Below are 25,153 nucleotides of genomic sequence, written 5' to 3'. Positions count from 1 at the left end.
TATCACCGTATGCCCGGCTTGTTCAGCGCTGCGACTTCCGGCTTCCTGCTCGGCGGGTCGCTCATCATCGCGATCGGCGCGCAGAACGCCTTCATCCTGCGACAGGGGCTCCTGCGCGAGCATGTATTCGTGCTTTGCCTGATCTGCTCGCTCGCCGATGCGGTGTTGATCGCCGCCGGCGTTGGTGGGCTCGGCACGTTGGTCGCTTCCTCACCGAAGCTCATCATGGCCGTGACGATCGGCGGCGCGATATTCCTGGGCTGTTACGCGGTGCTTGCCTTTCGGCGCGCCATGCATCCCGAAACGCTGCGGGCGGCGCGAGGCGGCGGGGGAAGCCTGAAAGCCGCGGTCGCGGCATGCCTCGCCTTCACCTTCCTCAACCCGCATGTCTATCTGGATACGGTGCTGCTGCTCGGCTCGCTGTCGGGCCGCTTTGTCGGGGCGCCGCGACTTGCCTACGGGATCGGCGCCGCCACGGCGTCGTTCGCCTGGTTCTTCGGCCTTGGCTACGGCGCGCGTCTCTTGCAGCCGTTCTTCGCCAGGCCGTCCGCCTGGCGCATCCTCGACATTATCGTCGGCCTCGTCATGGCCGGTATCGCCGTCAGCCTCGTTGCGAGGCTTTTCGGTCAAGTATCAGCCGGTTAGGCGTGAGCCCGGCGGGCCTCAGGCGTCTTCTTGCCTTTCTTGGCCGTGCACATCAGTGCCGCCTGTAGCGAAGCCTGGCCGATCGCACGATATTGCGCGATGAGGGCTTCCGCCGGCTTCGGCTCGGCGGGCTTTCGTCGGATTTTCCTTGAACTTGTCATTGTCTTCTTCCTGCTTGCTTGCGGGGAGCGGCGCAGATCGTCCCGGATTCAGTCGAATTCGTGGCGAATTTGATTCAATCCTTCCGGATCGTCAAAGACTGCCCCGCTATGCTTAACGAAGTCCTGATAACCAACGAATGGGGAGCCGTTTGGTTCGCATTTCGGCATTTCCGCGTCGATTTTTTGCGCCTTGACGTAAAATGCCCATGAGGCCATAAAGCGCGTCCATGAAAACGCCTTTCGCCATTACCGGCATTTGCATTATCGGCTAGCAGCCTGCTGGCCCGGACGTTTTCGCTCTCTTTCCTGGATAGAAAAACGCTCCCGGCCGGTGGCCAGGGAGAACTTTGCGCATGTCGGCAACGACGCAGGGTCTGAAACTTACCAACACGCTGACGCGGGCGAAGGAACCGTTTCGCCCCATCGATCCGCATAATGTGCGCATGTATGTGTGCGGGCCGACCGTCTACGATTTCGCCCATATCGGCAATGCGCGCCCGGTCATCGTCTTCGACGTGCTCTTCCGGCTTCTGCGCCATCTCTACGGCGTTGATCACGTCACCTATGTGCGCAACATCACCGACGTGGACGATAAGATCAACGCCCGTGCGCTGCGCGATTTCGGGACGGAGATCGAGGCCGGTCGGGTGACGCTCAACGAGGCCATCCGACGGGTCACGGAGAGGACGGCCGACCAGTTCCACGAAGATGTGGCGGCGCTTGGTTGCCTCAAACCCACCTTCGAGCCGCGCGCGACCGAATTCGTGCTTCCGCGGCCGGACGGCAAGGCCGACATGGTGACGTTGATTGGCCAGCTCATCGAGCGCGGCCACGCCTATGAAGCAAATGGCGAAGTCCTGTTCGACGTCGCGTCGATGCCGGACTATGGCCGGCTTTCACGGCGCAATCTGGAGGACCAGCAGGCCGGCGCCCGTGTCGCGGTCGATGCGCACAAGAAGAACCCGGCCGATTTCGTGCTCTGGAAGCGGTCTTCACCCGAGGAACCGGGCTGGGAAAGCCCTTGGGGCAGGGGGCGTCCAGGCTGGCATATCGAATGCTCGGCGATGTCGGCCGCCTTCCTTGGCGAGACTTTCGATATCCATGGCGGCGGCCTCGACCTGATCTTTCCCCACCACGAAAACGAGATCGCCCAGTCGCGCTGCGCCCACGGCACGCCGGTGATGGCCAATTACTGGCTGCACAACGGCTTCCTGCAGGTGGAAGGCCGCAAGATGGCGAAGAGCGAAGGTAATTTCGTCACCATCCACGAACTTCTCCGCACCGAAAAATTCGGCGGCCGCAAATGGCCGGGCGAAGTGCTCCGGCTCGCCATGCTGATGACGCATTACCGCGAGCCGATCGACTTTTCCGTGCGCAAGCTGGAGGAGGCGGAAAATGTCCTGGCGAAGCTCAGGCGCAAGGCGAACAATGCGACAGCCGGGGCAGTCGATCCTTCGTTCATCGACGCGCTTTCGGACGATCTGGACCTGCCTCAGTACGTGCGCCTTCTGAACGCGACGGACCTGCCCGAACCGGCGCTGGTCGCCGCTGCCGCGCTGATCGGGATCGATCTCTCGGCGATCGAAACCGATATCGATGTCGCGAATTTTGTCGAGCGCCGCCTTACCCTGATCCGCGAGAAGAACTGGGCGGAAGCCGATCGCATCCGCGACGATCTCCTTGCGCAGGGTATCCAGTTGAAGGACGGCAAGGATCCGGTCACGGGCGAGCGCGTGACGACTTGGGAGGTGAAGAGATGATAGACCATACCGGAATCGCCGTTCGCGACTTCGATGCTTCGAAGCGGTTCTATGATGCGGCGCTGGCGCCGCTCGGCGCTTCGTTGGTGATGATGGTCCCGGAAGAATATACCGACGGCCTCAAGGTCGGCGGCTATGGCTATGATCGGCCGCAATTCTGGCTGCACGAGGGAGCCGAACCGGGACACGGCCGTCACTATGCGTTCACGGCCGACACGAGGGCGGAGGTCGACGCTTTCTACGAAGCCGCGCTGGCCGCCGGCGGCCGCGACAATGGTGGTCCCGGCCTGCGCCCGCATTATCACCCGAACTACTACGGCGCATTCGTCTTCGATCCGGACGGCAACAATATCGAAGCGGTATGTCATACGCCCGACTGACACGGACGCGGGACAGGAAAGCCATGAGCCTCGACAACAAACCGACCTATTCCGGCGGCTGCCAATGCGGTGCGGTGCGGTTCCGCGTGGAAGGGCCGCTTGACGGTGCGTCCGTCTGCCATTGCCGCATGTGCCAAAAGGCGTTCGGCGCGTTCTATGCGCCGCTCGTCTCCGTCAGGCATGCGACGCTGGTCTGGACGCGCGGCAAACCGAAGCGCTTCCAGAGCTCGAATATCGCCATGCGCGGCTTCTGCGCCGAATGCGGCACGCCGCTTACCTACGAGGCGCCGGACGGGATCGCGCTCGCCATCGGCACCTTCGACGACCCTGAGGAGATCGCGCCGGCGATCCAGTGGGGCATCGAGGCGAAGCTGCCTTACGTGGATGACATCCCGGCTCTGCCGGGCGAGGACACGATGGCTGACCCGAAGGCTGTAGCCTTCCTGGCCCATCTCGTCTCCTACCAGCATCCGGACCATGACACGGAAGAGTGGCCTCCAGCGGAGCATCGGAGATGAGCGGGGATTTGCACGGCCTCTATCCCGAGATCGAGCCCTACGCTTCGGGCCATCTCGATGTCGGTGACGGCCACGAAATCTATTGGGAACGCTGCGGCACACCCGGCGCCAAACCAGCCGTCTTCCTGCATGGCGGGCCGGGTGGCGGCTGCTCGCCAAGCCACCGCCGCCTCTTCGATCCGAAGCGCTACGATGTGCTCCTCTTCAACCAGCGCGGCTGCGGCCGCTCGCGGCCCTATGCCGAACTCGAGGCCAACACCACCTGGCATCTGGTCGCCGATATCGAGCGGTTGCGCGAGATGACGGGCGTCGAGAAATGGCAGGTCTTCGGCGGGTCATGGGGCTCGACACTGGCGCTTGCCTATGCCGAAACGCATCCCGAACGGGTGAGCGAACTCATCGTGCGGGGCATCTATCTGCTGACCCGCGCCGAACTCGAATGGTATTACCAGTTTGGCGTGTCGCAGATGTTCCCGGACAAATGGGAGCGGTTCCTGGCGCCGATCCCCGAAGCCGAACGCGGCGACCTAATGGCGGCCTACCGCAAGCGCCTCGTCGATGATGACAAGGCCGTGCAACTCGAAGCGGCGAAGGCATGGAGCGCCTGGGAAGGCGAGACGATCACGCTCCTTCCCGAGCCCGCAACCAGCGACAAGTTTCATGAGGACGATTTCGCCATCGCCTTCGCGCGCATCGAGAATCACTATTTCGTCCATGCCGGCTGGCTGGAAGAAGGGCAACTCCTGCGTGATGCCGGCCGGCTGAAGGATATTCCGGGCGTGATTGTCCATGGCCGCTACGACATGCCCTGTCCGGCGCACTATGCCTGGCAATTGCACAAGGCCTGGCCGAAGGCGGAATTCCACCTGATCGAAGGCGCGGGCCATGCCTATTCCGAGCCGGGCATCCTCGACCGGTTGATACGGGCGACCGATGGGTTCGCTGGGAAAAGCCATGAGTAAAGAACGTCTCTACCTCTTCGACACCACCTTGCGCGACGGCCAGCAGACGCCGGGCATCGATTTCTCGATCGAGGACAAGATCACCGTTGCCCGGATGCTGGACGAATTCGGCATCGACTATGTCGAGGGCGGCTATCCCGGCGCCAACCCGACTGACACCGCCTTCTTCGACGGGAAGCGCACGAGGCGGGCCGCCTTCGTCGCCTTCGGCATGACCAAGCGCGCGGGCGTATCTGCGTCCAACGATCTCGGCGTGGCCGCGCTCCTGCAATCCTCGTCGGACGCGATCTGCTATGTTGCCAAGAGTTGGGACTACCATGTGAAGGTGGCGCTCGGCTGCACCAACGAGGAGAATCTGGAATCCATCCGCGCTTCGGTCGAGGCCGCGGTCGCCGCCGGCAAGGAGGCAATGGTCGATTGCGAGCATTTCTTCGATGGTTACAGGGCCAATCCGGCCTATGCGCTCGCCTGCGCGAGGGCGGCTTACGAGGCAGGCGCGCGCTGGGTGGTGCTGTGCGACACCAATGGCGGAACCCTGCCGGCTGAAATTCGCGCGACTGTCGAGGCCGTCATCCAGGCCGGCATTCCGGGCGCCAATCTCGGCGTCCATGCGCATGACGACACCGGGCAGGCGGTCGCCAATTCGCTGGCTGCAGTGGAGGCCGGTGCGCGGCAAATCCAGGGCACGTTGAACGGCATCGGCGAGCGCTGCGGTAACGCCAACCTGATCTCGATCATCCCGACGCTGATGCTGAAGCCGGCCTTCGCGGCGCGCTTCGAGATCGGCGTCACCCCGGAGGCGCTTGCCGGCGTCACGCGTCTGTCGCGCGCCTTCGACGAGTTGCTGAACCGTTCGCCGGAACAGCAAGCGCCCTATGTCGGCGCCTCCGCCTTCGCCACCAAGGCCGGCATCCATGCCTCCGCGATCGCCAAGGAGCCGGCGACCTACGAGCACGTCGCGCCCGAGGTGGTCGGCAATCGACGCCGGGTCATGGTCTCCGACCAGGGCGGCAAGGCGAATTTCATCGCCGAACTGAAGCGCCGCGGCATCGATGTCGCTCGAAACGATCCCCGCCTCGACACGTTGATCTCGCTGGTCAAGGAACGCGAGGCCGAAGGCTATGCCTATGAAGGGGCGGATGCGAGCTTCGAACTTCTGGCGCGTCGCACGCTCGGAACGGTTCCGTCCTTCTTCACGGTCGACAGCTTCCGCTGCATGGTCGAGCGCCGCTTCGACGCCAACGGCAATATCAAGAGCGTGTCGGAGGCCATCGTGAAGGTGAATGTCGACGGCGAGGAGAAGATGTCGGTCGCGGAAGGCCACGGACCGGTCAACGCGCTCGATATCGCGCTGCGCAAGGACCTCGGCCGATACCAGTCCGAGATCGCCGATCTGGAATTGGTGGACTACAAGGTGCGCATCCTGAACGGCGGCACCGAGGCGATCACCCGCGTGCTGATCGAATCGCACGACGGAGAGGGCGGCCGCTGGTCGACGGTCGGCGTATCCGACAACATCATCGACGCTTCGTTTCAGGCACTGATGGATTCCATCGTCTTCAAGCTGATGAAGAACCGCGAACTCGCCGGACTGGTCGCAGCCGAATAGAAGCCTGTCCATCAGCCGAACGCGAAACAAGCATCAGCAATTTGAACTGGTAACCTGGCGCTTCGTGTGTTTCTTGCGGCGCGCGGGGCGCAACGCCTCCGCCGGGAAAGCCTATGGATACGACTGCTTCCGTAACCGCCGTTGAGGGCGACACACCGCGCGGCTTCGCTTTTGCGGTGGCGTGCTACACGCTTTGGGGCCTGCTGCCCTTCTACATGAAGGCGGTGGAGCATATGCCGGCAGCGGAAGTCGTCGCCCATCGCATCATCTGGTCCCTGCCGATTGCCGGCGTGACGCTCTATGCACTCGGCCGCACGGCCGATGTGAAGCGCGCGCTCCGCTCACCGCGGACGCTCGCAATGGCGGCGCTTACCGCCTCGATCATCACGATCAACTGGGGAACCTATGTCTGGGCGATTGCCGCCGGCCGGACCATCGAGACGGCGCTCGGCTACTACATCAACCCACTGGTCTCGATCGTCATGGGCGCGGTGCTGCTCGGCGAGAAGCTGAGCCGCATGCAGATGGTGGCGGCGGCGCTCGCTACACTTGCGGTCGTCATTCTTGCCGTCGACGCCGGTGGCGTTCCATGGGTGTCGCTGGTGCTGGCGTTTTCCTTCGCCATCTACGGCTTCCTGCGCAAGACATTGCCGATCGGCCCGAGCCAGGGCTTTTTCCTGGAAGTGATGATCCTGATGCTGCCCGCGATCGGCTACGTGCTTTGGCTGCAGTCGAGGGGGGAGAGCCATTTCCTTGTCTCGGAGCCGGGCAATGTAGCGTTGCTGTTGGGCTGTGGTCCGGTCACGGCCGTGCCGCTCATCCTCTATGCCTTCGGTACCAAGCTCCTGCGCTATTCGACCATCGGCATCCTGCAATATATCGGCCCCACCATGATCTTCGCGATCGCGGTGTTTATTTTCCATGAGCCGTTCGGGACGACGGACGCCATCGCCTTCGGCCTGATCTGGCTGGCGCTCGTCATCTATAGCTGGTCGATGGTCCGCGGCCGGCGTGCGCTCCGGCCTGCCTAGCGGCCTACATCCGCTCGATCGCCGAAGCGTTGCCTTCGTCCGTAACGTGCGGCTCGCCTTGCATGCGAAGGAGGGTCGGGACGATCTCGGCAGCGTCGTCGATGACCAGGGGCGCTATCTTTTGTGCCGTATGGAGGAAGCCTTCCCCCTTCATATGGTCGAGCAGCTTCATCATGGGCGACCAGAAGCCGCCGATATTCGCCAGGACAATCGGCTTGTCGTGGCGACCGAGCTGCGCCCAGGTCATCATCTCGACGATTTCTTCCAGCGTGCCGATCCCGCCGGGCAGCGCGACGAAAGCGTCGGATTCCTCGAACATGCGGTGTTTGCGGGTATGCATGTCCTCAGTCACGACGAGTTCGTCGAGGCGCGCGAGCGCGGCCTCCGTCGCCTCCTTGGTGATGAGGAAGCGCGGGATGACGCCGATGACGGTTCCGCCGGCTGCGCTGATGCTCGAGGCGACCGCACCCATGATGCCCTTGCCGCCGCCCCCATAGACGAGCCTGAGCCCGGCCTCGGCCATAGCCTTGCCGAGGGTGTGCGCCGCCCCGACGTATAGGGGATCCCGGCCGGGCGAGGAGCCGCAATAGACGCAGATGGAGCGAATCTTTTTCATGAAACCGAATGGTGTTGATGACCGTTGCCGCGTCAAGATCATCGCGGCCTTTTTCTTGTAGGGGCAATGGAAAAGCGGTAGACCAAGAGGCAGGCGGCTAAGGGATTAGAATATGGCGAACGGCATCAGAAACGCGCTTCTTTTCGGGGGTGGCGCGCTGGTGGCTGCGCTTGCGGTGGCCTACGGGCTGGGCGCCTTCTCGCCGGCGCCGGTGGAGAAGGTCGCCCAGACGGCTGAGCCTGCCGGAAATTCGATGACGGCGAAGGAAGGGCGCGTGCCCGCTACGCCGCAAAAGCCCGCCGATCCGGCGCCTGAAAAGCAGGCTGCTGCGCCCTCCGGTCAGGCGGAGGCAGACAAACCGGTACCGAAGGAAAATGCGACGCCTGCCGGTGATGCGGCAACGCCGAACGGTGCTGCCGAGACGAAGTCCGGCAGCAAGGCCACCGCCGAACCGCAGGCAACCAAGGCCGATGAGGGGGCCAAGACCAAAGACGTCACGGCACCGAGCTTTGATGTCGTCAGGGCCGAGGGAAACGGTTCCATCGTCATCGCGGGCCGGTCGGCGCCCGGCGCGAAGGTTGAAATCCTTTCGGGCAAGAGCGTCCTCGGCGCGTCGACGGCGGGTGCGGAAGGCGACTTCGCCATTGTGCTCGACGATCCCTTGAAGCCGGGCGACTATCAACTCGTGTTGCGTGCTACGACGCCCGCCAATGTCGCGATGTCGAAAGAGACGGCGGTCGTTTCCATCCCCGAGCATCAGAACGGTCAGGTCCTGGCCTTAGTCGAAGCGCCTGGGCAGCCGAGCAGGCTGATCACGGTGCCGAAGCCGGAGAAGGCGGCGGCTGCTGCCCCCGCACCGGCCGCTCCTGCGTCTGCGCAGCCCGGCACGGCGCAGGATACGCCCAAGCAGCATCCGGCAGCAACGCAGCCTTCCAGTGACGGAACCAAGCAGGCGGGTTCCGGCAATGCCGGGGCCGGGCAGGAAACGGCGGCAAGCGATGCGACGCCGACCGGGGAAGGAACGGCGGCTGGGACGGCGCAGCCGCCGGCGAAGGCGTCAACGGCTCAATCCGGGAATGCGCAGCCCCAGGTTTCCGTCGAAGCGGTCGAGATCGAAGGCAACAAGATCTTCGTCGCCGGCGTGGCCGATCCAGGCAGTACGGTTCGTGTCTATGCCAACGACATGGTGCTGGGCGAGGCGAAGACGTCTCCCGTCGGCCGCTTTCTCGTCGAATCCATCCATGAACTCGCGGTCGGCGACTATATCATCCGCGCCGACATGCTGGCGCCCGATGGGGTGAAGGTCGCGGCGCGCGCCGCCGTTCCCTTCACGCGCGCGCCAGGGGAAAGCGTGGCTGCGGTCGCCTCCGGCGAAGCCGGTTCCGACAAAGCGTCGAATGGCACCGCCGCTCCGGCCGGTTCGGGGAAGGCTGCGCCCTCCGGTACCGCCACTTCGAATAATGGGGCAAATTCAACGGCTCCCTCGTCGGAAGCTGCGTCGGCGGGCCAGCCTTCGTCCGGCGGGGCGAGCAACGGTGGGCAGCAGGCCGCCGCATCAGGCGCCAAGGGCTCCGCGGTCCTGCCTTCGCTCGACAGCGATATTTCGAAACAGCCGCCGACCGTCGTATTGCCCAAACTGCAGGAGACGACCGGTGCGGTCATCATCCGGCGCGGCGATACGCTCTGGCAGATATCGCGCAGGGTTTACGGCCACGGCGTCCGCTATTCCACGATTTATCTCGCCAACCAGGACCAGATCGAGAATCCTGACCTCATCTGGCCGGGCCAGATCTTCGCCGTTCCGGGCGAGACGAAGGAGGGCGACTCTGCCGACATGAAGGCAATTGCCGGCCAGGCGACGGAGTTGCCGAAGAAGGCGGTCGAATAGGCGGCGCAACCTGGAATGGACCGGCTGACCGCCTTCGGCCTGTTTGCCGTAACGCTCATGCTCGTCACCTATGCGCTGGAAGACCGTGCGCGCTGGGCGACGCTTGCCTTTGCCTTTGCATGCGTCCTCGGTTCGGCATACGGCTTCCTGCAGGGTGCGTGGCCGTTCGGTGTCGTGGAGGCCGTATGGGCGGCAGTCGCGGTCCGAAAATGGTATCGGCGAGCATTTTGAACAGGGGTGACGTTGCACGCCGGCAATTCATCGTTTATCGTCGATAGACGATGAATTCGATAGAAACAGCCGACGCGCTCAAAAATCTGTCGCTGGCCCCCGCGCTCGCGGCATTGTCGCATCCCGTGCGCATCCGCATCTTGCATCATCTCTGCCGGACCGAGACATGCTGCTGCAAGGATGTGGTCGAGCAATTCGACTTGGCGCAGTCGACGGTGTCGCAGCACCTGAAAGTGCTGGTCGACGCCGGGCTCGTGCGCTTCAGGTCGGAGCGGCCGCGTTCCTGCTATTGCGTTGACCGGGACGCGCTGGATGCGCTGCTGCGCTCGGTCAATACCCTCTTCGATCCCGAAACCGCTGCACCGCGCCCGGTGTGTGGCGCGAAATAGCATCCAAAGGACTCGTCGTGGCCGACAAGACCGTCTCCGACAGCTCGATGCTGAGGACACTCCTCAATCTGTGGCCCTATATGTGGCCGCGGGACCGCATGGACCTGAAGATGCGGGTCGTCTGGGCGGCCGTGCTTCTGGTCGTCGCCAAACTCGTGCTCATGCTGGTGCCCTATTTCTTCAAATGGGCGACCAATGCGCTGAGCGGCGAACTGTCGCCCCCCGCCTATATCCCTGCGATCCTGATCGCACCGGTGATGCTGGTCGTCGCCTACAATTTCGTGCGCGTGGCGCAACTCGGCTTCAACCAGATGCGCGATGCTCTCTTCGCGCGGGTCGGCCAGTATGCGGTGCGCCAGCTTGCCTACCGCACCTTTGTCCACATGCACGAGCTGTCGCTGCGCTTCCACCTCGAACGGCGGACGGGCGGGCTTTCGCGCATCATCGAGCGCGGCACGAAGGGCATCGAGACGATCGTGCGCTACACGATCCTGAGTACCGCGCCGACGATCCTCGAATTCGCGCTGACGGCGATCATCTTCGCCTTCACCTACGGGCTGGTCTACGTCGTGGTGGTAGCCGTCACCGTGGTGGTCTACACATGGTTCACGGTGTGGGCGAGCGACTGGCGCATCGCCATCCGCCGCGAGATGAACGATTCCGATACGGACGCCAACACAAAGGCGATCGATTCGCTCCTCAATTTCGAGACCGTCAAATATTTCGGCAATGAAATGATGGAAGCGCGCCGCTTCGACCGTTCCATGGCGCGCTACGAGGCGGCGGCGACCAAGACCTGGACTTCGCTAGGCTGGCTGAACTTCGGTCAGGGGGTCATCTTTTCGATCGGCATGGCCGTGTGCATGGGGCTCTCGGCGCATGCGGTGGTGCAGGGCACGCAGACGATTGGCGATTTCGTCTTCATCAACGCCATGCTGATGCAGCTTGCCGTGCCGCTCAATTTCATCGGCTTCATCTACCGCGAGATCCGTCAGGGCCTGACCGACATCGAGCAGATGTTCGATCTGCTTGACGTGAAGCAGGAGGTGACGGACCGTTCCGGCGCGGCCGATCTGGCCGTGGCAAAAGGCGCGATCTCCTTCCGCGACGTGCACTTCGCCTATGACGAGGCTCGCCCTATCCTGAAAGGCGTCAGCTTCGAGGTTCCGCCGGGCAAGACGGTAGCGATCGTCGGCCCGTCGGGCGCGGGAAAGTCGACGATCTCGCGCCTGCTCTTCCGCTTCTACGATATCCAGGAGGGCGCTATCCTGATCGACGGCCAGGACGTAAGGGACGTGACGCAGACGAGCCTGCGCGCCGCGATCGGGATGGTGCCGCAGGATACCGTGCTTTTCAACGACACCATTGCCTACAATATCCGCTACGGCCGGCCCGACGCCGACGAAGAGGAAATCCACAAGGCGGCCGAGCTTGCCCAGATCGCCGGCTTCATCCAGCACCTGCCGGAAGGCTACAAGGCGATGGTGGGCGAGCGAGGGCTGAAACTTTCCGGCGGCGAGAAGCAGCGTGTGGCCATCGCCCGCACCATCCTGAAGGCGCCGCCGATCCTGATCCTCGACGAGGCGACCTCGGCGCTCGATACGCATACCGAACAGGAAATCCAGTCGGCGCTCGATCTCGTCAGCCGCGGGCGCACGACGCTGGTCATCGCGCATCGCCTCTCCACCGTCGTCGCCGCCGACGAGATCATCGTCCTGCAGGACGGGCTGATCGCCGAGCGTGGCACGCATGGTGCGTTGCTGCGGACGAACGGCCTCTATGCCTCCATGTGGTATCGCCAGCGTGAGGCGACGGAGGCGGAGGAGCGCCTGCGTCAGGCCCGCGAGACTGACGAACTCGGCGTGGTCGTACGCCGCCGCACGGCCGAGGTCTGAAACTATTGAAGGCAGCCATGAAAGCCGATCGCATCCAGGTCTTGGTCCGGCCAGCCGAACGGCACGATATCGGCGCCATCGTCGCGCTTTTCGCAGATGACGCGGTCGGCGGGCACGGCGATACCACCGACGAGAGCGCACGCCCGCGATACGAGGCTGCGTTCGGACGCATCGCCGCCAGCCCGAACGACATGCTCTACGTCGCCGAATGGAAAGGCGAGGTCGTCGGCACGTTCCAGACGACGTTGGTGACAACGATGAGCGGGCAGGGATCGTCCAGCCTGACGGTCTCGGCTGTACAGACCCGTGCCGACTTACGCGGACATGGGATCGGCGAGCAGATGATGCGCTTCGCGATCGAGGAGGCACAGGCGAAGGGCGCCCGGCTGGTGCAATTGATGTCCAGTGGCAGGCGCCTCGACGCACACCGCTTCTACGAACGGCTCGGTTTTGTCAGGAGCCATGCCGGTTTCAAGATGAAGCTGCCGTAGGAAAAGCATTTCAGTCGGGTTGGTCATGAGGCGCGCTTTCTTCTTCGACAGCCTCATTTCTCCTCGACGGGCGACCGCCTATCCCCGACAATGGACATATCCAGATAGATTCTCACGAAGCGGCAGCGGTTCCATGGCCAGCGACAAGATACGCGATCCGATCCTTCGCGCGGCCAAGGGCGATGCCGAAGAACCCGCACAGCCACAGGAAAGCCGCCTCTTCATCCATCTTCACGTGCATTCGGCCTATTCGCTGCTCGAAGGCGCGTTGCCGGTTGCGAAGGTCGTCGCGCTCGCCAAGGCGGACCGGACGCCGGCCATCGCCATCACCGATACCAACAACCTCTTCGGCGCGATGGAATTTTCGCAGAAGGCCGTGAAGGACGGTATCCAGCCCATCATCGGTTGCCAGCTCGATCTTTCTTTCGTCGGCGAAACGGTGGCCAGCCCGCGCAATGGAAAACGCGGTGGGCCCGAAATGGCTCCGGTCGTGCTTATCGCCGCCACCGAGGCGGGCTATGCCAATCTGGCTCGGCTGGTCAGCCGCGCCTATCTCGACACGCCGCCATCGGAGCCGACCCATATCCTTTCGGATTGGCTTGAAGGTCTTTCGGACGGCATCATCTGCCTGACTGGCGGCGAACGCGGGCCGGTCGGCAAGGCACTGAAAGAGGAGCACGCGGCGCTGGCTGAAAGCCGGCTTCTCTTCCTCAAGGAACGTTTCGGCAACCGGCTTTATCTCGAGCTTCAGCGGCCGCGTGGCTACGACCGCGCCGTCGAAGCGGCGTCGGTCGATCTTGCCTACCGGCACGAACTGCCGCTGGTGGCGACCAATGAGGCCTTTTTCCCGAAGCGGGAAGACTACGAGGCGCATGACGCATTGCTCGCCATTGCAGAGGGCACGGTCGTCGCCGTGGACGAACGCCGGCGGCTGACCGAGGAGAGCCATCTGAAGAGCCAGACCGAGATGGTCGCGCTCTTCGCCGATCTCCCGGAAGCCGTGGACAACACGGTCGAGATCGCCCGCCGCTGCGTCTATTACCCGAAGAACCGCGCCCCGATCCTGCCGCGTTTCACCACCGCGAAGACCGATCATCCGGAAGAGGCGGAGAAGGCCGAGGCGGAGGAACTGAGGGCGCAGGCGTGGCAGGGGCTAGACACACGCCTCGCCGCGCATGGCATGACGCCCGGCTACACCGAGAAGGATTATCGCGAGCGGCTCGAATTCGAGCTCGGCATCATCGAGCGGATGAAATTTCCGGGCTATTTCCTGATCGTCTCGGACTTCATCAAATGGGCGAAGGCCCACGGCATCCCGGTCGGCCCGGGGCGCGGCTCGGGCGCCGGCTCGCTTGTTGCCTGGTCGCTCACCATCACCGATGTCGACCCGCTGCGCTTCTCGCTTCTGTTCGAGCGCTTTCTCAATCCCGAGCGTGTGTCGATGCCCGACTTCGACATCGATTTCTGCCAGGACCGCCGCGATGAGGTGATCCATTACGTGCAGGAACGTTACGGCCGCCAGCAGGTGGCGCAGATCATCACCTTCGGTACGCTGCAGGCCCGCGCGGTTCTCCGTGACGTAGGTCGCGTCCTTCAAATGCCCTACGGCCAGGTCGATCGGCTCTGCAAGATGGTGCCTGCGAACCCCGCCCACCCGGTCAAGTTGGCGGAAGCAATCGCCAACGAGCCGCGCTTCGCCGAGGAGGTCGAGAAGGAGCCGATCGTCCAGACGCTTCTCGACATGGCGCAGAAGCTCGAAGGGCTCTACCGTCACGCCTCGACCCATGCGGCCGGCATCGTCATCGGCGACCGCCCGCTTTCCGAACTGGTGCCGATGTACCGCGACCCGCGCTCCGACATGCCGGTCACGCAGTTCAACATGAAATATGTCGAACAGGCGGGGCTGGTGAAGTTCGACTTCCTCGGCCTGAAGACGCTGACGGTACTCAACACCGCCGTGAAACTCATCAAGCGTCGCGGCGTCGACATCGACCTCGCCAAGCTGCCGCTCGACGACGCGGAAACCTACGCCATGCTGTCGCGCGGCGAGGTCGTCGGCGTGTTCCAGGTTGAAAGTGCGGGCATGCGAAAGGCGCTGATCGGCATGAAGCCGGACCGTATCGAGGATCTGATCGCGCTGGTCGCGCTCTACCGGCCGGGACCGATGGAGAACATCCCGACCTACAACGCCAGAAAGCATGGCGAGGAGGAGATCGCCTCGATCCATCCCAAGATCGACCATCTGGTGGCCGAGACCCAGGGCGTCATCGTCTACCAGGAACAGGTGATGCAGATCGCGCAGGAACTCTCCGGCTACTCGCTCGGTGAGGCCGATCTGCTCCGTCGCGCCATGGGCAAGAAGATCCGCGCCGAGATGGACCAGCAGCGCGTCCGATTCGTGGATGGGGCGGTGGAGCGCGGCGTCGACAAGGCGCAGGCGAACATGATCTTCGATCTGCTCGCCAAGTTCGCTGATTACGGCTTCAACAAGAGTCATGCGGCTGCATACGCTCTCGTCTCCTACCAGACCGCCTATCTGAAGGCGCATTATCCGGTGGAGTTCCTTGCCGCCTCGATGACGCTCGACATGTCGAACACCGACAAGCTCGGCGATTTCAGGCAGGATGCGCTCCGCCTCGGCATCGACGTGGTACCGCCTTCGGTGACGACCTCCTATCGCGATTTCGAGGTCGGCGAGAATCGAATCTTCTATTCGCTCGCGGCCATCAAGGGCGTCGGCGACGCGGCGGTCGAGCATATCGTGGCGGTCCGTAGAGAAAGGCCGTTCACGAGCATCGAGGATTTCTGCGCCCGTATCGATCCCAGGACCGCGGGAAAACGTGTCTTCGAAAGCCTGATCGCGGCAGGTGCCTTCGATTGCTTCGGCCATGACCGCGCGGCGCTCACGGCGGGCGTCGACCGGCTGATGGGCATGGCCGCGCTCGCACAACAGGAAGCCTCGCTCGGTCAGGGGAATATGTTCGGCGCCGCTGCCGAAGGTCCGGCGGAAAAGCTCCGCCTGCCCGCCGTCGAGCCATGGCTACCGGCGGAAAAGCTGCACCGCGAGTTCCAGGCGGTGGGCTTTTATCTCTCGGCGCATCCGCTCGACGGCTACAAGAAGTTGCTCGAGAGGATGCGCGTGCAGAACTGGGCGGAGTTTTCAAATGCGGTGAAGCGCGGCGCGGCGGCCGGGCGGCTTGCCGGCACCGTCACTTCCAAGCAGGAACGCAAGACGCGCACCGGCAACAAGATGGGCGTCATCCAGCTTTCCGATACGACCGGCCAGTTCGAGGCAGTGCTGTTTTCCGAAACGCTGGCGCAGTACCGTGATCTTCTGGAGCCCGGCCGCTCCGTCGTCATCACCGTCTCGGCGGAGGATAGGCCGGAAGGCATCAGCCTTCGCATCCAGTCCGTGCAGGCGCTCGACGAGGAAGCAAGCCGCATGCGCCAGGAAATGCGCGTCTTCCTGCGCGACGCGGCGCCCGCGAATGCGCTCTCCGCGCGGTTGGATCGCGGCGGGGAGGGGCAGGTCTCGGTCGTGCTCATCAAGGAGGGCGGCGAGGCCGAGGTCGAGATCGAACTGCCCGACCGCTACCGCCTTTCCCCCCAGATCGCCGCCGCCATCCGCGCCGTTCCAGGTGTGGTGGAGGTAGAACTGGTGTGAGAATTTTGCGCGGCCGTTACCCCCACCCCTAACCCCTCCCCACAAGGGGGAGGGGAACTTTGTGCCAGCGCCATGTAGTACAATCCTTCGGCGATTTTTGACACGGAGGGCGGTGACGGCGTCTCCCTCCCCCTTGTGGGGAGGGGTTAGGGGTGGGGGCATTCTTGAGGTCCGGTCAATTCGCGCGATTGTCACCCGAACGTCGCCGGTTCGCCCTTCAGCGCCTCTTCCAGCAGCCGCTCATATTTGCGGCGTGGCACGTCGATCGCACCAAAGCGCTTCAGGTGTTCGGTGGTGAACTGCGTGTCGAGAAGCTGGAAGCTCCGTGCGCTCAGCCTGTCGACGAGGGCGGCGAGGCAGACCTTGGAGGCGTCGCGCTCACGCGAAAACATGCTTTCACCGAAGAAGACTCGGCCAAGGGTGACCCCGTAGAGTCCGCCGGCGAGTTGTCCCTCGCGCCATGCCTCGACCGTATGGCAATGTCCGAGTTCGAAGAGACGGGTGTAGGCCTCGCGGATCGGCTTGTTGATCCACGTGCTTCGCCGCTCCGGCCGTTTCTCCGAGCAACCCTCGATCACGCCGGTGAAGTCGCGGTCGAAGGCAATCTCGAAAGCGCCATGGCGGATGGTCTTGGCAAGGCTTTTCGGTATGTGGAAAGCGTCGAGCGGGATAATGCCGCGCGTCTCCGGCCTGACCCAGAATACCTCCGGGTCATCAGCGCTTTCCGCCATCGGAAAGACGCCGGACGCATAGGCTCTCAGTAAAAGGTCGGTCGGTATGCCGGAGCCGGGCGCGAGCGGGCGGGTCATTTTCGGCTCGGCCACGGTGCGTCCTTCGAGGCTCGCCCGCAAATGGCTTGGCTCAGTCGGACAGGTCGCGCGGGCTCGCACCTCAGGATGAGGAAGGCTCGCGCCTTGTCTTCAAACCCGACCATGTCGGAGGATTTGGATGCATCGTCAGTGAAGGCGGACATGTGACAGGCGCCGCCCGCCCTCATCCTGAGGTGCGAGCCCGCACGGCGTCGATATCTGTTCGCGAACATCTCCGGGCGAGCCTCGAAGGACGCACCTGGCGCTAATCCGCCTTGGCCAGGTATTTCTCCAGCCAATGGATATCATAGTCGCCATTGGCGATATCGGGATTGCCGATCAAATCCTGGAAAAGCGGCAATGTGGTCTTGATCCCGTCGACGACGAATTCGTCGAGCGCCCGGCGAAGCCGCATCAGCGCCTCGACGCGGTTGCGGCCGTGGACGATGAGCTTGCCGATCAGGCTGTCGTAGTAGGGCGGGATGCGGTAACCGGAATAGACGCCCGAATCGACGCGTACGCCAAGGCCACCCGGTGTGTGGAAATGGTCGATCGTGCCGGGCGAGGGCGTGAAGGTGCGCGGGTCCTCGGCATTGATGCGGCATTCGATGGCGTGGCCGTTGAACTGTATGTCCTTTTGCCTGACCGACAGGCCGCTTCCGGAAGCAACCCGGATCTGCTCGTGCACGAGATCGATGCCAGTGACCGCCTCCGTGACCGGATGTTCGACCTGGAGGCGCGTGTTCATTTCAATGAAATAGAATTCGCCGCCCTCGTAGAGGAATTCGATCGTACCGGCGCCTGAATAGCCGAGGTCGGCTATGGCATTGGCCACCGTCATGCCGATCTTGTCGCGCTCCTCGGCGTTGAGCGCGGGCGAGTTCGCCTCTTCCCAGACTTTCTGGTGGCGGCGCTGCAGCGAGCAGTCGCGTTCGCCGAGATGGACCGCCTTGCCGGCGCCGTCGCCCATCACCTGAACCTCGATATGGCGCGGCTTCTCCAGATATTTCTCGATGTAGACGGCGTCGTCGCCGAAGGCCGCACCCGCTTCAGTGCGCGCGGTGGAGAGTGCGATCGAAAGGTCTTCCGGACCGCGCGCCACCTTCATGCCGCGCCCGCCGCCGCCGGCGGCCGCCTTGATGATGACCGGGTAGCCGATCTCGCCGGCGATGCGCGCCGCCTCCTTATCGTCGGTGACACCGCCCTCGGAGCCAGGAACGACGGGAATCCCGAGCCGCTTTGCCGTGCGCTTCGCTTCGATCTTGTCGCCCATGATGCGGATGTGTTCCGCCGAGGGGCCGATGAAGGTGATGTTGTGCGCGGCGAGGATGTCGGCGAACTTGGCGTTCTCCGAAAGGAAGCCGTAGCCCGGATGGATGGCGTCGGCGCCGGTAATCTCGCAGGCGGCGACGATCTGGTGGATATTCAGATAGCTCTCGCGCGAGGCTGGCGGCCCGATGCAGACGCTCTCGTCGGCGAGCCGCACATGCATCGCGTCGGCGTCGGCCGTCGAATGCACCGCCACCGTCTGGATACCGAGTTCCTTGCATGCGCGCAGGATGCGCAGCGCAATCTCGCCACGGTTGGCAATGAGAACTTTCTGGAACACGCCTTCGGCTCCCACTCAGTCGATGATCACGAGGGGCTCGCCATATTCGACCGGCTGCCCGTCCTCGACCAGTATGGCGCTGACTGTGCCCGAACGAGGCGAGGGGATCTGGTTCATCGTCTTCATTGCTTCGATGATGAGCAGTGTCTGGCCCTCGCGCACGCTCTGGCCCACCTGGATGAAAGGGTCGGAGCCGGGCGCGGGCGAGCGATAGGCGGTGCCGACCATCGGCGAGGGTACGGCATTCTTCGCCGTGTCGGCCACCGGCGCTACGGCAGGCTGGGCTGCCGCCACGGCTTGGGGGCTGGCGGCCACGGCTGGAATGCTGAAGGATTGCGCCGCCGCGGCGGCCTGCCGCGAGACGCGCACGCGGAAATCGCCGCTTTCGACCTCGATCTCGGTCAGATTTGTGTCGTCCAGAATGCCCGCCAGATCGCGGATGAGTTGCTGATCGACATCGTTCTTCTTGATAGGCATTCGATTGCGCCCCTTTTTCTTTTTCTCAAAGCCGCGCGGCAAGCGCCCGCAACGCCAGTTCGTAGCCAAGCGGCCCGAAGCCGCAGATCATTCCGGTCGCGACCGGCGCGACCATGGAGACGTGCCGGAACGGTTCGCGCGCGTGGATATTGGATAGATGTACTTCCGCCACCGGTAACGGAGCCACCGACCGGATGGCATCGTGGATGGCGATCGACGTGTGGCCGTAAGCGCCCGGATTGATGACTACGCCAACGGCTTTCTCGCCCGCCTCCTGGATCCAGGAGACGAGATCGCCCTCATGGTTCGATTGCCGGAAATCGACTTCGAGGCCGAGCGCCTTGCCGGCCGCCTGGCAATCCTTCCCGATTTCGTCCAGCGTCTTGCCGCCGTAGATACCGGGCTCACGCTTGCCGAGCATGTTGAGATTGGGGCCGTTGATTACAAAAACCGTTTTCAGAAGAAAGTCCTTTCGCCGCGCGCGGAACCTCTACATCGGCTTAGAGGCTCTTAAACCGCTATGCAAACGGCGCAAGGCCTTCTGTTGGTGTCCACAACCGGAAAAGCACAGAATTCAGCACGTCGTGTGGTCGCAGGCGCGCACATTGGCAAGCTTTTCGTCGAGCACTTTCTTGCCCAGCGCACCGAAGACGACCTCGTCGCCGACCACATAGGACGGCGTGCCGGAAATCGACAGCTTGTTGGCGAGATCGTAGGTGCTCTGGATATCCTTCTGGATGGCCGGGTCCTTCATTTCCTGGCGCAACGCGGCTTCGTCGGCGCCGAGCGAGACGGCTATCTTGATGGCCTTCGCCTCGTCGGCGCGGCCATTGCCGCCGAGAAGCTGCAGGTGGAAATCGCCGTATTTCTCGGGCATCAGCTTCTTGAACGCCATTGAAACGACGCTTGCCTTGGCCGAATCCTCGCCAAGAATCGGGAACTCCTTCAGCACGAAGCGTAGATCCTTGTTCTCCTTGACGAGCGCCTGCATGTCGGGGAGCGCGCCTTTGCAGAAATGGCAATTGTAGTCGAAGAACTCGACGATGCTGATCTTCCCGTCGGGGTTGCCGACGATACCGTCATAGGACGCATCGAAGATCTGCTTGGCGGAATCCTTGATCACTTTCTCCTGGGCTACCCTTTGCGCTTCGCTCTGCTTCTTTTCGAGCGCATCCTGCACCTCGAGCATCACTTCGGGATTCTTCACGAGGTAGTCGTGGATGATCGCCTCTATGGCAGCCTTGTCGGCGGCGCTGCTGAACGGCGCATTGTCGGCCACCCTGACCACTTGCGGTAGTTCATCGGCATTTACCGACGAGCCGGAGACAAAGCCGGCGCCCAACATCACGGCGGAAACGGCGATGCCGCAGACGGCGGTCAGGATTGCGGTTTTCATGGAGGGCTTGTCCTCTTGCCTGAATTGCGGTTTCCGGCGCGAGATAGCGCCGGATTCTCTCTATATGATCTTAATAACCTCAACCGCCCGAAGCCAATCAACGGTTCGGCATCGTTCCCGACTGCGATCTATCGAAGCGCCCGCCTTGTGATCCCCACACCAATCGGGCATTTGTGCGGCGCGCCGCAAGGACGGCGGAACAGAAGCAGGATTTGAAGGGCATGGGAATATCCGTTTCACGGCGAAGCGCGGTCGAGCCCTTTCACGCCATGGACGTGCTCGCCGAGGCAAACCGGTTGAAGGCGGAAGGCCACGACGTCATCTCGATGGCGGTCGGCCAGCCTTCCGATCCGGCGCCGGAAATCGTGCGCGAGGCCGCGCGTGAGGCGCTTGCCGACGGCCGCATCGGCTATACGGATGCGCTCGGCCTTGCCAGCCTGCGCGAGGCGATCGCGGCCCACTATGCCGATCATTACGGCGTGAAGGTTCCCATCTCCCGCATCGTCGTTACGACGGGCTCGTCGGCCGCGTTCAACCTTGCCTTCCTTACGCTTTTCGACCCCGGTGACAAGGTCGCGATCACCGCGCCCGGCTATCCGGCCTATCGCAACATCATGGCCTCGCTCGGGCTGGAGGTGGTGGAGATCCCGCTCGGCGAGGAAGGCTACCTGACCGCCGCGCAGCTGGCCGAGGCGCATGAGCGCCTGCCGCTCAGGGGCGTGCTCTTCGCCAGTCCCGCCAACCCGACGGGCGCGATCATTCCCGATTCCGAGCTTGAAAAGTTGCTCGAATACGCCGCTTCGTGCGGTATCGCGGCGATATCGGACGAGATCTATCACCGGCTGAACTATGTCGGCCCCGACAAGACGGCGCTCGCGATCCCGCCGGACGTGACGGTGATCAACTCGTTTTCGAAATATTACTGCATGACCGGCTGGCGGATCGGCTGGATGGTGCTGCCCGAGGAACTGGTCCGCCCCGTCGAGCGCGTACAGCAGAGCCTCTATATCTCCGCGCCTGAAATCTCCCAGCGCGCTGCGATTCGCGCCTTCGAAGCCAGCAGGGAACTCGACGCCGTGAGGCAACGCTACCGGCAGAGCCGCGACATGCTCATGAAGCGCCTGCCGCAACTCGGCTTTCGCATCGCAGCGCCCATGGACGGCGCCTTCTATGCCTATTGCGACGTCTCGGCCCATACGAATGACAGCATGGCCTTCGCCCGCCGCATGCTGGCCGAGGCGCATGTGGCCGCAACGCCGGGGCTCGACTTCGACACGGTCGAAGGTCACCGCTTCATGCGCTTTTCCTATGCCGGCAGCGTCGGCGACATGGTGGAGGCAACGAACCGTATCGAGCGTTGGCTTAACGGCTTGAACTGAAGGCGGAGCCGCGTTCCTTTCGTTTCAATGGTGGTAGCGCGGACTGCCGAATTCCCTTGATTGCCGGCCTTCCATGCGTTGCAGCCGGTAGTCGAGGAGCCGCTGGAACCGGTCCTCGAAATTAATGTTCTCCACGCGGTCGAATTGCTGCTGGGCGCGGTCGTGCTCATCCAGCACGCTTGCCGTGGTCTTTTTCACTTTCACCGCCATCTCCGCGCAATTATCGGCCGATCCCAATTCCTGGATCGATTGTTCCAGCTTGCGCGCATAGTTCTTGGCGATGTCCGTGTGCTGGCCTTCGTGCCGGCGTATATCCGAGGCAAGCGTGTCCCAGATGATGCGCATGTCCGCTTCCGGTTTCCGTCGAGGCCGCCAGCGCGGCAGGATCACTTCCACTTTCAGAACGGTCCTTGCCTTCAAAACGCGGCAGCGGCCGGGTTCCCGGCTGTAGGTCGTATGCGTGGTGAACTGCATCCGCGTCGCGCCCGGATGCTTGTGGCCAGAGCTTTCCACCTTGGGGCCGCGGCTTTCGAACTGCTTGCTCAACTCGTCGAGCGTCGTCGCGTCGAGCGTGTAATAGCTGTAGCTCCTGACCATGTCGGCCGCGAATGCCGGGCTCGCCGACAGGGTCAGGAACAGTGCGGCCAGTAAATGCTTCATGAGCAAGCCTCTCGCGCGCCACTTTGCCGTTCCCGATCGGGCGGCACAACGCAAATGTCATTGATTTTCCGTCCGGCCCGCTTCAGAAAGCCACTCCACCGGATATGGAGCAGCTTTCCGCCATGACCAACAGGCGCTGGCAACTGGCGCATGGCCGCAGCCTGGAATTCGGCGCCGAGGCGCTGGTCATGGGCATCCTCAACGTGACGCCGGACTCCTTCGCCGATGGCGGCCGCTATTTCTCGCCTGAGAAGGCCCTGGCGCAAGCGGAGCGGATGCTGCGGGAAGGCGCGGTCATCATCGATGTCGGCGGCGAATCCACTCGTCCAGGAGCGCGGCCCATAACGGCCGAGGAGGAACAGGCGCGCATCCTGCCGGTGATAGAAGCGCTGGCATCGGGTGGAACGATCGTCTCGGTCGACACATATCGGGCCGAGACGGCGCGGCTTGCGGTCGAGAGGGGCGCGCATATCGTCAACGACGTCTGGGGCGCGCAGCGTGAGCCCGAGATCGCCCGCGTCACGGCGGAAACGGGCGCCGGCCTTCTCCTGATGCATACGGGCCGCGAACGGCAGAAGGAGCCGGATGTCGTCGCCGACCAGTTCGCTTTCCTGGAAAAATCGGTCGGCATCGCGCGCGCCGCCGGTGTCGCTGACGAAGCTATCGTGCTCGATCCGGGCTTCGGCTTCGCCAAGGAGACACCTGCCGATAATCTTGAACTGATGGCGCGCTTCGAGGAACTCGCCGCGCTCGGTTTCCCGCTTGCTGTCGGCACGTCGCGCAAGCGTTTCGTCGGCTCCGTGACTGGCAGGGAAGGGGACGACCGCGATGTCGGCACGGCTGCCACGAGCGTCATCCTGCGGCTGAAGGGCGCCGTGCTTTTTCGCGTCCACAATGTCGCAATCAATGTGGACGCGCTCAAGATGGCCGATGCTATGCTGGCGCATGCCGTCCACGGGAACTGACCGCCGATGCATGTGATCCGCATGAAGAATTGCGCGTTCTTCGCGCGCCACGGGGTATTGGATGCGGAGGAAACGCTCGGCCAGCGCTTCTATGTGGACGCCGAATTGACGGTCGAGGCGGGCGAAGCACTCGCCCAGGACCATATTGACGCAACGGTGGATTACGGGGTCGCCTTTGGCGTCATACAGGAGATCGTCACCGGACGTCGCCGCCTTCTGATCGAAGCGCTGGCGCTGGAAATGGCGCAGGCGCTGTGCGATCGCTTTCCCCGCATCGTCAGTGCGGCGGTGACGGTACGCAAGCCCAACGCCCCTGTTCAAGGCGTTCTGGATTATGTCGAGGTGACGGTTGTCTGGCCGCAGTAGGAATCCGGCATGGCTGGGGCTTGGCGGTAATCTTGGCGATCCGCAAGACGCCATGGCGAGAGCGCTTCAGGCGATCGACGCCGATCTGCGAACCCGCGTATGCGCAGTTTCCTCCGTCTATCGCACGCCGCCCTGGGGCAAGACGGATCAGCCGGATTTCCTGAATGCAGTGGCAGGCGTGGAGACCGGCCGTTCGCCGCGCCAATTGCTGGACCTCTGCCTTGAGGCCGAAAAGGGTCTGAAGCGCGTTCGTGCCGAACGCTGGGGCCCGCGGACCATCGACATCGACTTGCTGCTCTTCGGTGATCTGTCGATTAACGAACTCGGCCTCGAAGTGCCGCATCCGCGCATGACGCAACGCGCCTTCGTGCTCCTGCCTCTGGCCGAGATCGCACCGGAATTGAAGATCGGCGGAAGGGGTGTCGCACAATTCCTTGCATCGCTCGATACGAAGGGGATAGACCGGGTAACCGCCGACGGCGACTGGTGGCGCCAAGGCTGACGTTTCCCTTCGAGGAAAATGGTCCTTCCCGTCGGCACAATGAAACAAAACGGAGTGACGGCATGTTTCCGAAGCGGTTGATCGACGGCCATAAGGCTTTTCTGGAGAACCGCTTCGCCAACGAGCATGGACGCTACAAGACGTTGGCCGAGAAGGGTCAGCATCCGGAAATCATGGTGGTTGGCTGTGTCGATTCCCGCGTGTCGCCGGAAGTGATCTTCGATGCCGCGCCGGGCGAACTCCTCGTCGTACGCAACGTCGCCAACATCATCCCGCCCTACGAGCAGCATGGCGACACGCAGCACGGCACGAGCGCTGCGCTCGAGTTCGGCGTGCAGGCCCTGCATGTGAAGCATATCGTCGTCCTGGGCCACGCACATTGCGGCGGCATCCGCGCTTTCGCCGACGAGCAGGAGCCGCTGTCGCCCGGTGACTTCATTGGCCGCTGGATGTCGCAGATCGCGCCGGCGGCGAAAAGCCTCGGCCCGCGCCATGAGCACGATCACGATGAATATCTGCGCAAGCTGGAATTCGCCTCGGTCGAGCTCAGCCTTAAGAACCTCATGACCTTCCCCTGTGTGCGCATCCTCGTGGAGCGCGGCAAACTCGAACTGCATGGCGCCTTCTTCGGCGTCGCCACTGGTCGCATGCTGGTCCGCGACCCGTCGACCGGAATTTTCGAGCCGATCGACGGGCAGTTCCAGGAGCGGCTTTCCTCCGCATCCTGACGCCGGCCTCGAATCGGCTAGA

At 63.3% G+C, this 25,153-nt stretch carries 27 protein-coding genes; 18 read left to right on the top strand and 9 right to left on the bottom strand.

What is annotated here, in order from left to right:
• Positions 1-18 precede the first annotated feature (18 nt).
• Complete coding sequence (locus RBH77_RS17875) at positions 19-645, top strand: LysE/ArgO family amino acid transporter (protein WP_311032597.1); 627 nt, start codon at positions 19-21, stop codon at positions 643-645.
• Here RBH77_RS17875 and RBH77_RS17870 read toward each other — a convergent pair.
• Positions 642-806 carry a transcriptional regulator gene (locus tag RBH77_RS17870; protein WP_311028925.1) on the bottom strand — a complete coding sequence of 55 codons (165 nt, stop codon included), beginning with the start codon at positions 804-806 and terminating at the stop codon, positions 642-644. The genes RBH77_RS17875 and RBH77_RS17870 overlap by 4 nt on opposite strands.
• A 48-nt stretch (positions 807-854) precedes the next feature.
• Positions 855-1,022 carry a hypothetical protein gene (locus tag RBH77_RS17865; protein ID WP_311028924.1) on the bottom strand — a complete coding sequence of 56 codons (168 nt, stop codon included), beginning with the start codon at positions 1,020-1,022 and terminating at the stop codon, positions 855-857.
• 137 nt (positions 1,023-1,159) lie between these two features.
• Between RBH77_RS17865 and cysS the strand changes: the two genes are divergently transcribed.
• The 6 genes from cysS to rarD all read left to right on the top strand — a co-directional run bounded on the left by cysS (position 1,160) and on the right by rarD (position 7,066).
• On the top strand, positions 1,160-2,566 hold the full coding sequence (cysS, locus tag RBH77_RS17860) for a cysteine--tRNA ligase (RefSeq protein ID WP_311028923.1): 1,407 nt from the start codon (positions 1,160-1,162) through the stop codon (positions 2,564-2,566).
• Entirely contained in the window at positions 2,563-2,946 is a 384-nt protein-coding gene (locus RBH77_RS17855) for a VOC family protein (RefSeq protein WP_311028922.1), read from the top strand. Before cysS ends, RBH77_RS17855 begins: the two co-directional genes overlap by 4 nt.
• 23 nt (positions 2,947-2,969) lie before the next feature.
• Positions 2,970-3,464 carry a GFA family protein gene (locus RBH77_RS17850; RefSeq protein ID WP_311028921.1) on the top strand — a complete coding sequence of 165 codons (495 nt, stop codon included), beginning with the start codon at positions 2,970-2,972 and terminating at the stop codon, positions 3,462-3,464.
• A complete protein-coding gene (gene pip / locus RBH77_RS17845; RefSeq protein WP_311028920.1) occupies positions 3,461-4,426 on the top strand; it encodes a prolyl aminopeptidase in 966 nt (321 codons plus the stop codon). Before RBH77_RS17850 ends, pip begins: the two co-directional genes overlap by 4 nt.
• Positions 4,419-6,035, top strand: a complete 1,617-nt coding sequence (cimA, locus tag RBH77_RS17840) for a citramalate synthase (protein WP_311028919.1) — start codon at positions 4,419-4,421, stop codon at positions 6,033-6,035. Before pip ends, cimA begins: the two co-directional genes overlap by 8 nt.
• Before the next feature lie 113 nt (positions 6,036-6,148).
• Positions 6,149-7,066 (top strand): EamA family transporter RarD, encoded by a 918-nt coding sequence (gene rarD / locus RBH77_RS17835; protein ID WP_311028918.1) that lies wholly within the window; start codon positions 6,149-6,151, stop codon positions 7,064-7,066.
• A 4-nt stretch (positions 7,067-7,070) separates the two neighbouring features.
• Here rarD and RBH77_RS17830 read toward each other — a convergent pair whose 3' ends face one another.
• Positions 7,071-7,682 carry an LOG family protein gene (locus tag RBH77_RS17830; RefSeq protein WP_311028917.1) on the bottom strand — a complete coding sequence of 204 codons (612 nt, stop codon included), beginning with the start codon at positions 7,680-7,682 and terminating at the stop codon, positions 7,071-7,073.
• 112 nt (positions 7,683-7,794) lie between these two features.
• Here RBH77_RS17830 and RBH77_RS17825 point away from each other — a divergent pair, with 112 nt between their 5' ends.
• The 6 genes from RBH77_RS17825 to dnaE all read left to right on the top strand — a co-directional run bounded on the left by RBH77_RS17825 (position 7,795) and on the right by dnaE (position 16,240).
• Positions 7,795-9,570 (top strand): LysM peptidoglycan-binding domain-containing protein, encoded by a 1,776-nt coding sequence (locus tag RBH77_RS17825; RefSeq protein WP_311028916.1) that lies wholly within the window; start codon positions 7,795-7,797, stop codon positions 9,568-9,570.
• A 15-nt stretch (positions 9,571-9,585) separates the two neighbouring features.
• On the top strand, positions 9,586-9,801 hold the full coding sequence (locus tag RBH77_RS17820) for a hypothetical protein (protein ID WP_311028915.1): 216 nt from the start codon (positions 9,586-9,588) through the stop codon (positions 9,799-9,801).
• Positions 9,802-9,851: 50 nt separating this feature from the next.
• The gene (locus tag RBH77_RS17815) at positions 9,852-10,190 is read left to right on the top strand and encodes an ArsR/SmtB family transcription factor (protein WP_311028914.1); all 339 of its coding nucleotides are present in this window, start codon (positions 9,852-9,854) and stop codon (positions 10,188-10,190) included.
• Positions 10,191-10,237: 47 nt separating this feature from the next.
• Positions 10,238-12,085 carry an ABCB family ABC transporter ATP-binding protein/permease gene (locus RBH77_RS17810; RefSeq protein WP_311032596.1) on the top strand — a complete coding sequence of 616 codons (1,848 nt, stop codon included), beginning with the start codon at positions 10,238-10,240 and terminating at the stop codon, positions 12,083-12,085.
• A gap of 17 nt (positions 12,086-12,102) precedes the next feature.
• Complete coding sequence (locus RBH77_RS17805; protein ID WP_311028913.1) at positions 12,103-12,576, top strand: GNAT family N-acetyltransferase; 474 nt, start codon at positions 12,103-12,105, stop codon at positions 12,574-12,576.
• A 133-nt stretch (positions 12,577-12,709) separates the two neighbouring features.
• On the top strand, positions 12,710-16,240 hold the full coding sequence (gene dnaE, locus RBH77_RS17800) for a DNA polymerase III subunit alpha (protein ID WP_311028912.1): 3,531 nt from the start codon (positions 12,710-12,712) through the stop codon (positions 16,238-16,240).
• 191 nt (positions 16,241-16,431) lie between these two features.
• Here dnaE and aat read toward each other — a convergent pair whose 3' ends face one another.
• From aat to RBH77_RS17775, 5 genes are all read right to left on the bottom strand, one after another.
• Positions 16,432-17,049 carry a leucyl/phenylalanyl-tRNA--protein transferase gene (gene aat, locus RBH77_RS17795; RefSeq protein WP_311028911.1) on the bottom strand — a complete coding sequence of 206 codons (618 nt, stop codon included), beginning with the start codon at positions 17,047-17,049 and terminating at the stop codon, positions 16,432-16,434.
• 265 nt (positions 17,050-17,314) lie between these two features.
• Positions 17,315-18,658: an acetyl-CoA carboxylase biotin carboxylase subunit gene (accC, locus tag RBH77_RS17790; RefSeq protein WP_311028910.1), complete on the bottom strand. Its 1,344-nt coding sequence runs from the start codon at positions 18,656-18,658 to the stop codon at positions 17,315-17,317.
• Between the two features lie 15 nt (positions 18,659-18,673).
• Complete coding sequence (gene accB / locus RBH77_RS17785) at positions 18,674-19,135, bottom strand: acetyl-CoA carboxylase biotin carboxyl carrier protein (RefSeq protein ID WP_311028909.1); 462 nt, start codon at positions 19,133-19,135, stop codon at positions 18,674-18,676.
• Between the two features lie 25 nt (positions 19,136-19,160).
• Positions 19,161-19,595, bottom strand: a complete 435-nt coding sequence (gene aroQ / locus RBH77_RS17780; protein ID WP_311032595.1) for a type II 3-dehydroquinate dehydratase — start codon at positions 19,593-19,595, stop codon at positions 19,161-19,163.
• Positions 19,596-19,709: 114 nt separating this feature from the next.
• A complete protein-coding gene (locus RBH77_RS17775) occupies positions 19,710-20,531 on the bottom strand; it encodes a DsbA family protein (protein WP_311028908.1) in 822 nt (273 codons plus the stop codon).
• Between the two features lie 221 nt (positions 20,532-20,752).
• Between RBH77_RS17775 and RBH77_RS17770 the strand changes: the two genes are divergently transcribed.
• Complete coding sequence (locus RBH77_RS17770; protein ID WP_311028907.1) at positions 20,753-21,910, top strand: pyridoxal phosphate-dependent aminotransferase; 1,158 nt, start codon at positions 20,753-20,755, stop codon at positions 21,908-21,910.
• Positions 21,911-21,934: 24 nt separating this feature from the next.
• Here the strand turns inward: RBH77_RS17770 and RBH77_RS17765 are convergent, their stop codons facing one another.
• Complete coding sequence (locus tag RBH77_RS17765; RefSeq protein ID WP_311028906.1) at positions 21,935-22,570, bottom strand: DUF922 domain-containing Zn-dependent protease; 636 nt, start codon at positions 22,568-22,570, stop codon at positions 21,935-21,937.
• A gap of 122 nt (positions 22,571-22,692) precedes the next feature.
• Here RBH77_RS17765 and folP point away from each other — a divergent pair, with 122 nt between their 5' ends.
• The 4 genes from folP to RBH77_RS17745 all read left to right on the top strand — a co-directional run bounded on the left by folP (position 22,693) and on the right by RBH77_RS17745 (position 25,131).
• Entirely contained in the window at positions 22,693-23,535 is an 843-nt protein-coding gene (gene folP / locus RBH77_RS17760; protein ID WP_311028905.1) for a dihydropteroate synthase, read from the top strand.
• A gap of 6 nt (positions 23,536-23,541) precedes the next feature.
• Positions 23,542-23,901, top strand: a complete 360-nt coding sequence (gene folB / locus RBH77_RS17755; RefSeq protein WP_311028904.1) for a dihydroneopterin aldolase — start codon at positions 23,542-23,544, stop codon at positions 23,899-23,901.
• The gene (folK, locus tag RBH77_RS17750; RefSeq protein ID WP_311028903.1) at positions 23,885-24,403 is read left to right on the top strand and encodes a 2-amino-4-hydroxy-6-hydroxymethyldihydropteridine diphosphokinase; all 519 of its coding nucleotides are present in this window, start codon (positions 23,885-23,887) and stop codon (positions 24,401-24,403) included. Before folB ends, folK begins: the two co-directional genes overlap by 17 nt.
• Positions 24,404-24,465: 62 nt before the next feature.
• Positions 24,466-25,131 carry a carbonic anhydrase gene (locus RBH77_RS17745; RefSeq protein WP_311028902.1) on the top strand — a complete coding sequence of 222 codons (666 nt, stop codon included), beginning with the start codon at positions 24,466-24,468 and terminating at the stop codon, positions 25,129-25,131.
• Positions 25,132-25,153: the final 22 nt, after the last annotated feature.

The sequence above is a fragment of the Mesorhizobium koreense genome, assembly GCF_031656215.1.
Taxonomy (GTDB): Bacteria; Pseudomonadota; Alphaproteobacteria; order Rhizobiales; family Rhizobiaceae; genus Mesorhizobium_L; species Mesorhizobium_L koreense.
This window is presented reverse-complemented; position numbering and strand designations above follow the sequence as displayed.

Bases quoted from the DNA above. Each gene is read 5' to 3' on its own strand.
- RBH77_RS17870 (WP_311028925.1), bottom strand. From the start codon at position 806: ATGACAAGTTCAAGGAAAATCCGACGAAAGCCCGCCGAGCCGAAGCCG.
- RBH77_RS17865 (WP_311028924.1), bottom strand. From the start codon at position 1,022: ATGGCCTCATGGGCATTTTACGTCAAGGCGCAAAAAATCGACGCGGAA.
- cysS (WP_311028923.1), top strand. From the start codon at position 1,160: ATGTCGGCAACGACGCAGGGTCTGAAACTTACCAACACGCTGACGCGG.
- RBH77_RS17855 (WP_311028922.1), top strand. From the start codon at position 2,563: ATGATAGACCATACCGGAATCGCCGTTCGCGACTTCGATGCTTCGAAG.
- RBH77_RS17850 (WP_311028921.1), top strand. From the start codon at position 2,970: ATGAGCCTCGACAACAAACCGACCTATTCCGGCGGCTGCCAATGCGGT.
- pip (WP_311028920.1), top strand. From the start codon at position 3,461: ATGAGCGGGGATTTGCACGGCCTCTATCCCGAGATCGAGCCCTACGCT.
- cimA (WP_311028919.1), top strand. From the start codon at position 4,419: ATGAGTAAAGAACGTCTCTACCTCTTCGACACCACCTTGCGCGACGGC.
- rarD (WP_311028918.1), top strand. From the start codon at position 6,149: ATGGATACGACTGCTTCCGTAACCGCCGTTGAGGGCGACACACCGCGC.
- RBH77_RS17830 (WP_311028917.1), bottom strand. From the start codon at position 7,682: ATGAAAAAGATTCGCTCCATCTGCGTCTATTGCGGCTCCTCGCCCGGC.
- RBH77_RS17825 (WP_311028916.1), top strand. From the start codon at position 7,795: ATGGCGAACGGCATCAGAAACGCGCTTCTTTTCGGGGGTGGCGCGCTG.
- RBH77_RS17820 (WP_311028915.1), top strand. From the start codon at position 9,586: ATGGACCGGCTGACCGCCTTCGGCCTGTTTGCCGTAACGCTCATGCTC.
- RBH77_RS17815 (WP_311028914.1), top strand. From the start codon at position 9,852: ATGAATTCGATAGAAACAGCCGACGCGCTCAAAAATCTGTCGCTGGCC.
- RBH77_RS17810 (WP_311032596.1), top strand. From the start codon at position 10,238: ATGCTGAGGACACTCCTCAATCTGTGGCCCTATATGTGGCCGCGGGAC.
- RBH77_RS17805 (WP_311028913.1), top strand. From the start codon at position 12,103: ATGAAAGCCGATCGCATCCAGGTCTTGGTCCGGCCAGCCGAACGGCAC.
- dnaE (WP_311028912.1), top strand. From the start codon at position 12,710: ATGGCCAGCGACAAGATACGCGATCCGATCCTTCGCGCGGCCAAGGGC.
- aat (WP_311028911.1), bottom strand. From the start codon at position 17,049: ATGACCCGCCCGCTCGCGCCCGGCTCCGGCATACCGACCGACCTTTTA.
- accB (WP_311028909.1), bottom strand. From the start codon at position 19,135: ATGCCTATCAAGAAGAACGATGTCGATCAGCAACTCATCCGCGATCTG.
- RBH77_RS17775 (WP_311028908.1), bottom strand. From the start codon at position 20,531: ATGAAAACCGCAATCCTGACCGCCGTCTGCGGCATCGCCGTTTCCGCC.
- RBH77_RS17770 (WP_311028907.1), top strand. From the start codon at position 20,753: ATGGGAATATCCGTTTCACGGCGAAGCGCGGTCGAGCCCTTTCACGCC.
- RBH77_RS17765 (WP_311028906.1), bottom strand. From the start codon at position 22,570: ATGAAGCATTTACTGGCCGCACTGTTCCTGACCCTGTCGGCGAGCCCG.
- folP (WP_311028905.1), top strand. From the start codon at position 22,693: ATGACCAACAGGCGCTGGCAACTGGCGCATGGCCGCAGCCTGGAATTC.
- folB (WP_311028904.1), top strand. From the start codon at position 23,542: ATGCATGTGATCCGCATGAAGAATTGCGCGTTCTTCGCGCGCCACGGG.
- RBH77_RS17745 (WP_311028902.1), top strand. From the start codon at position 24,466: ATGTTTCCGAAGCGGTTGATCGACGGCCATAAGGCTTTTCTGGAGAAC.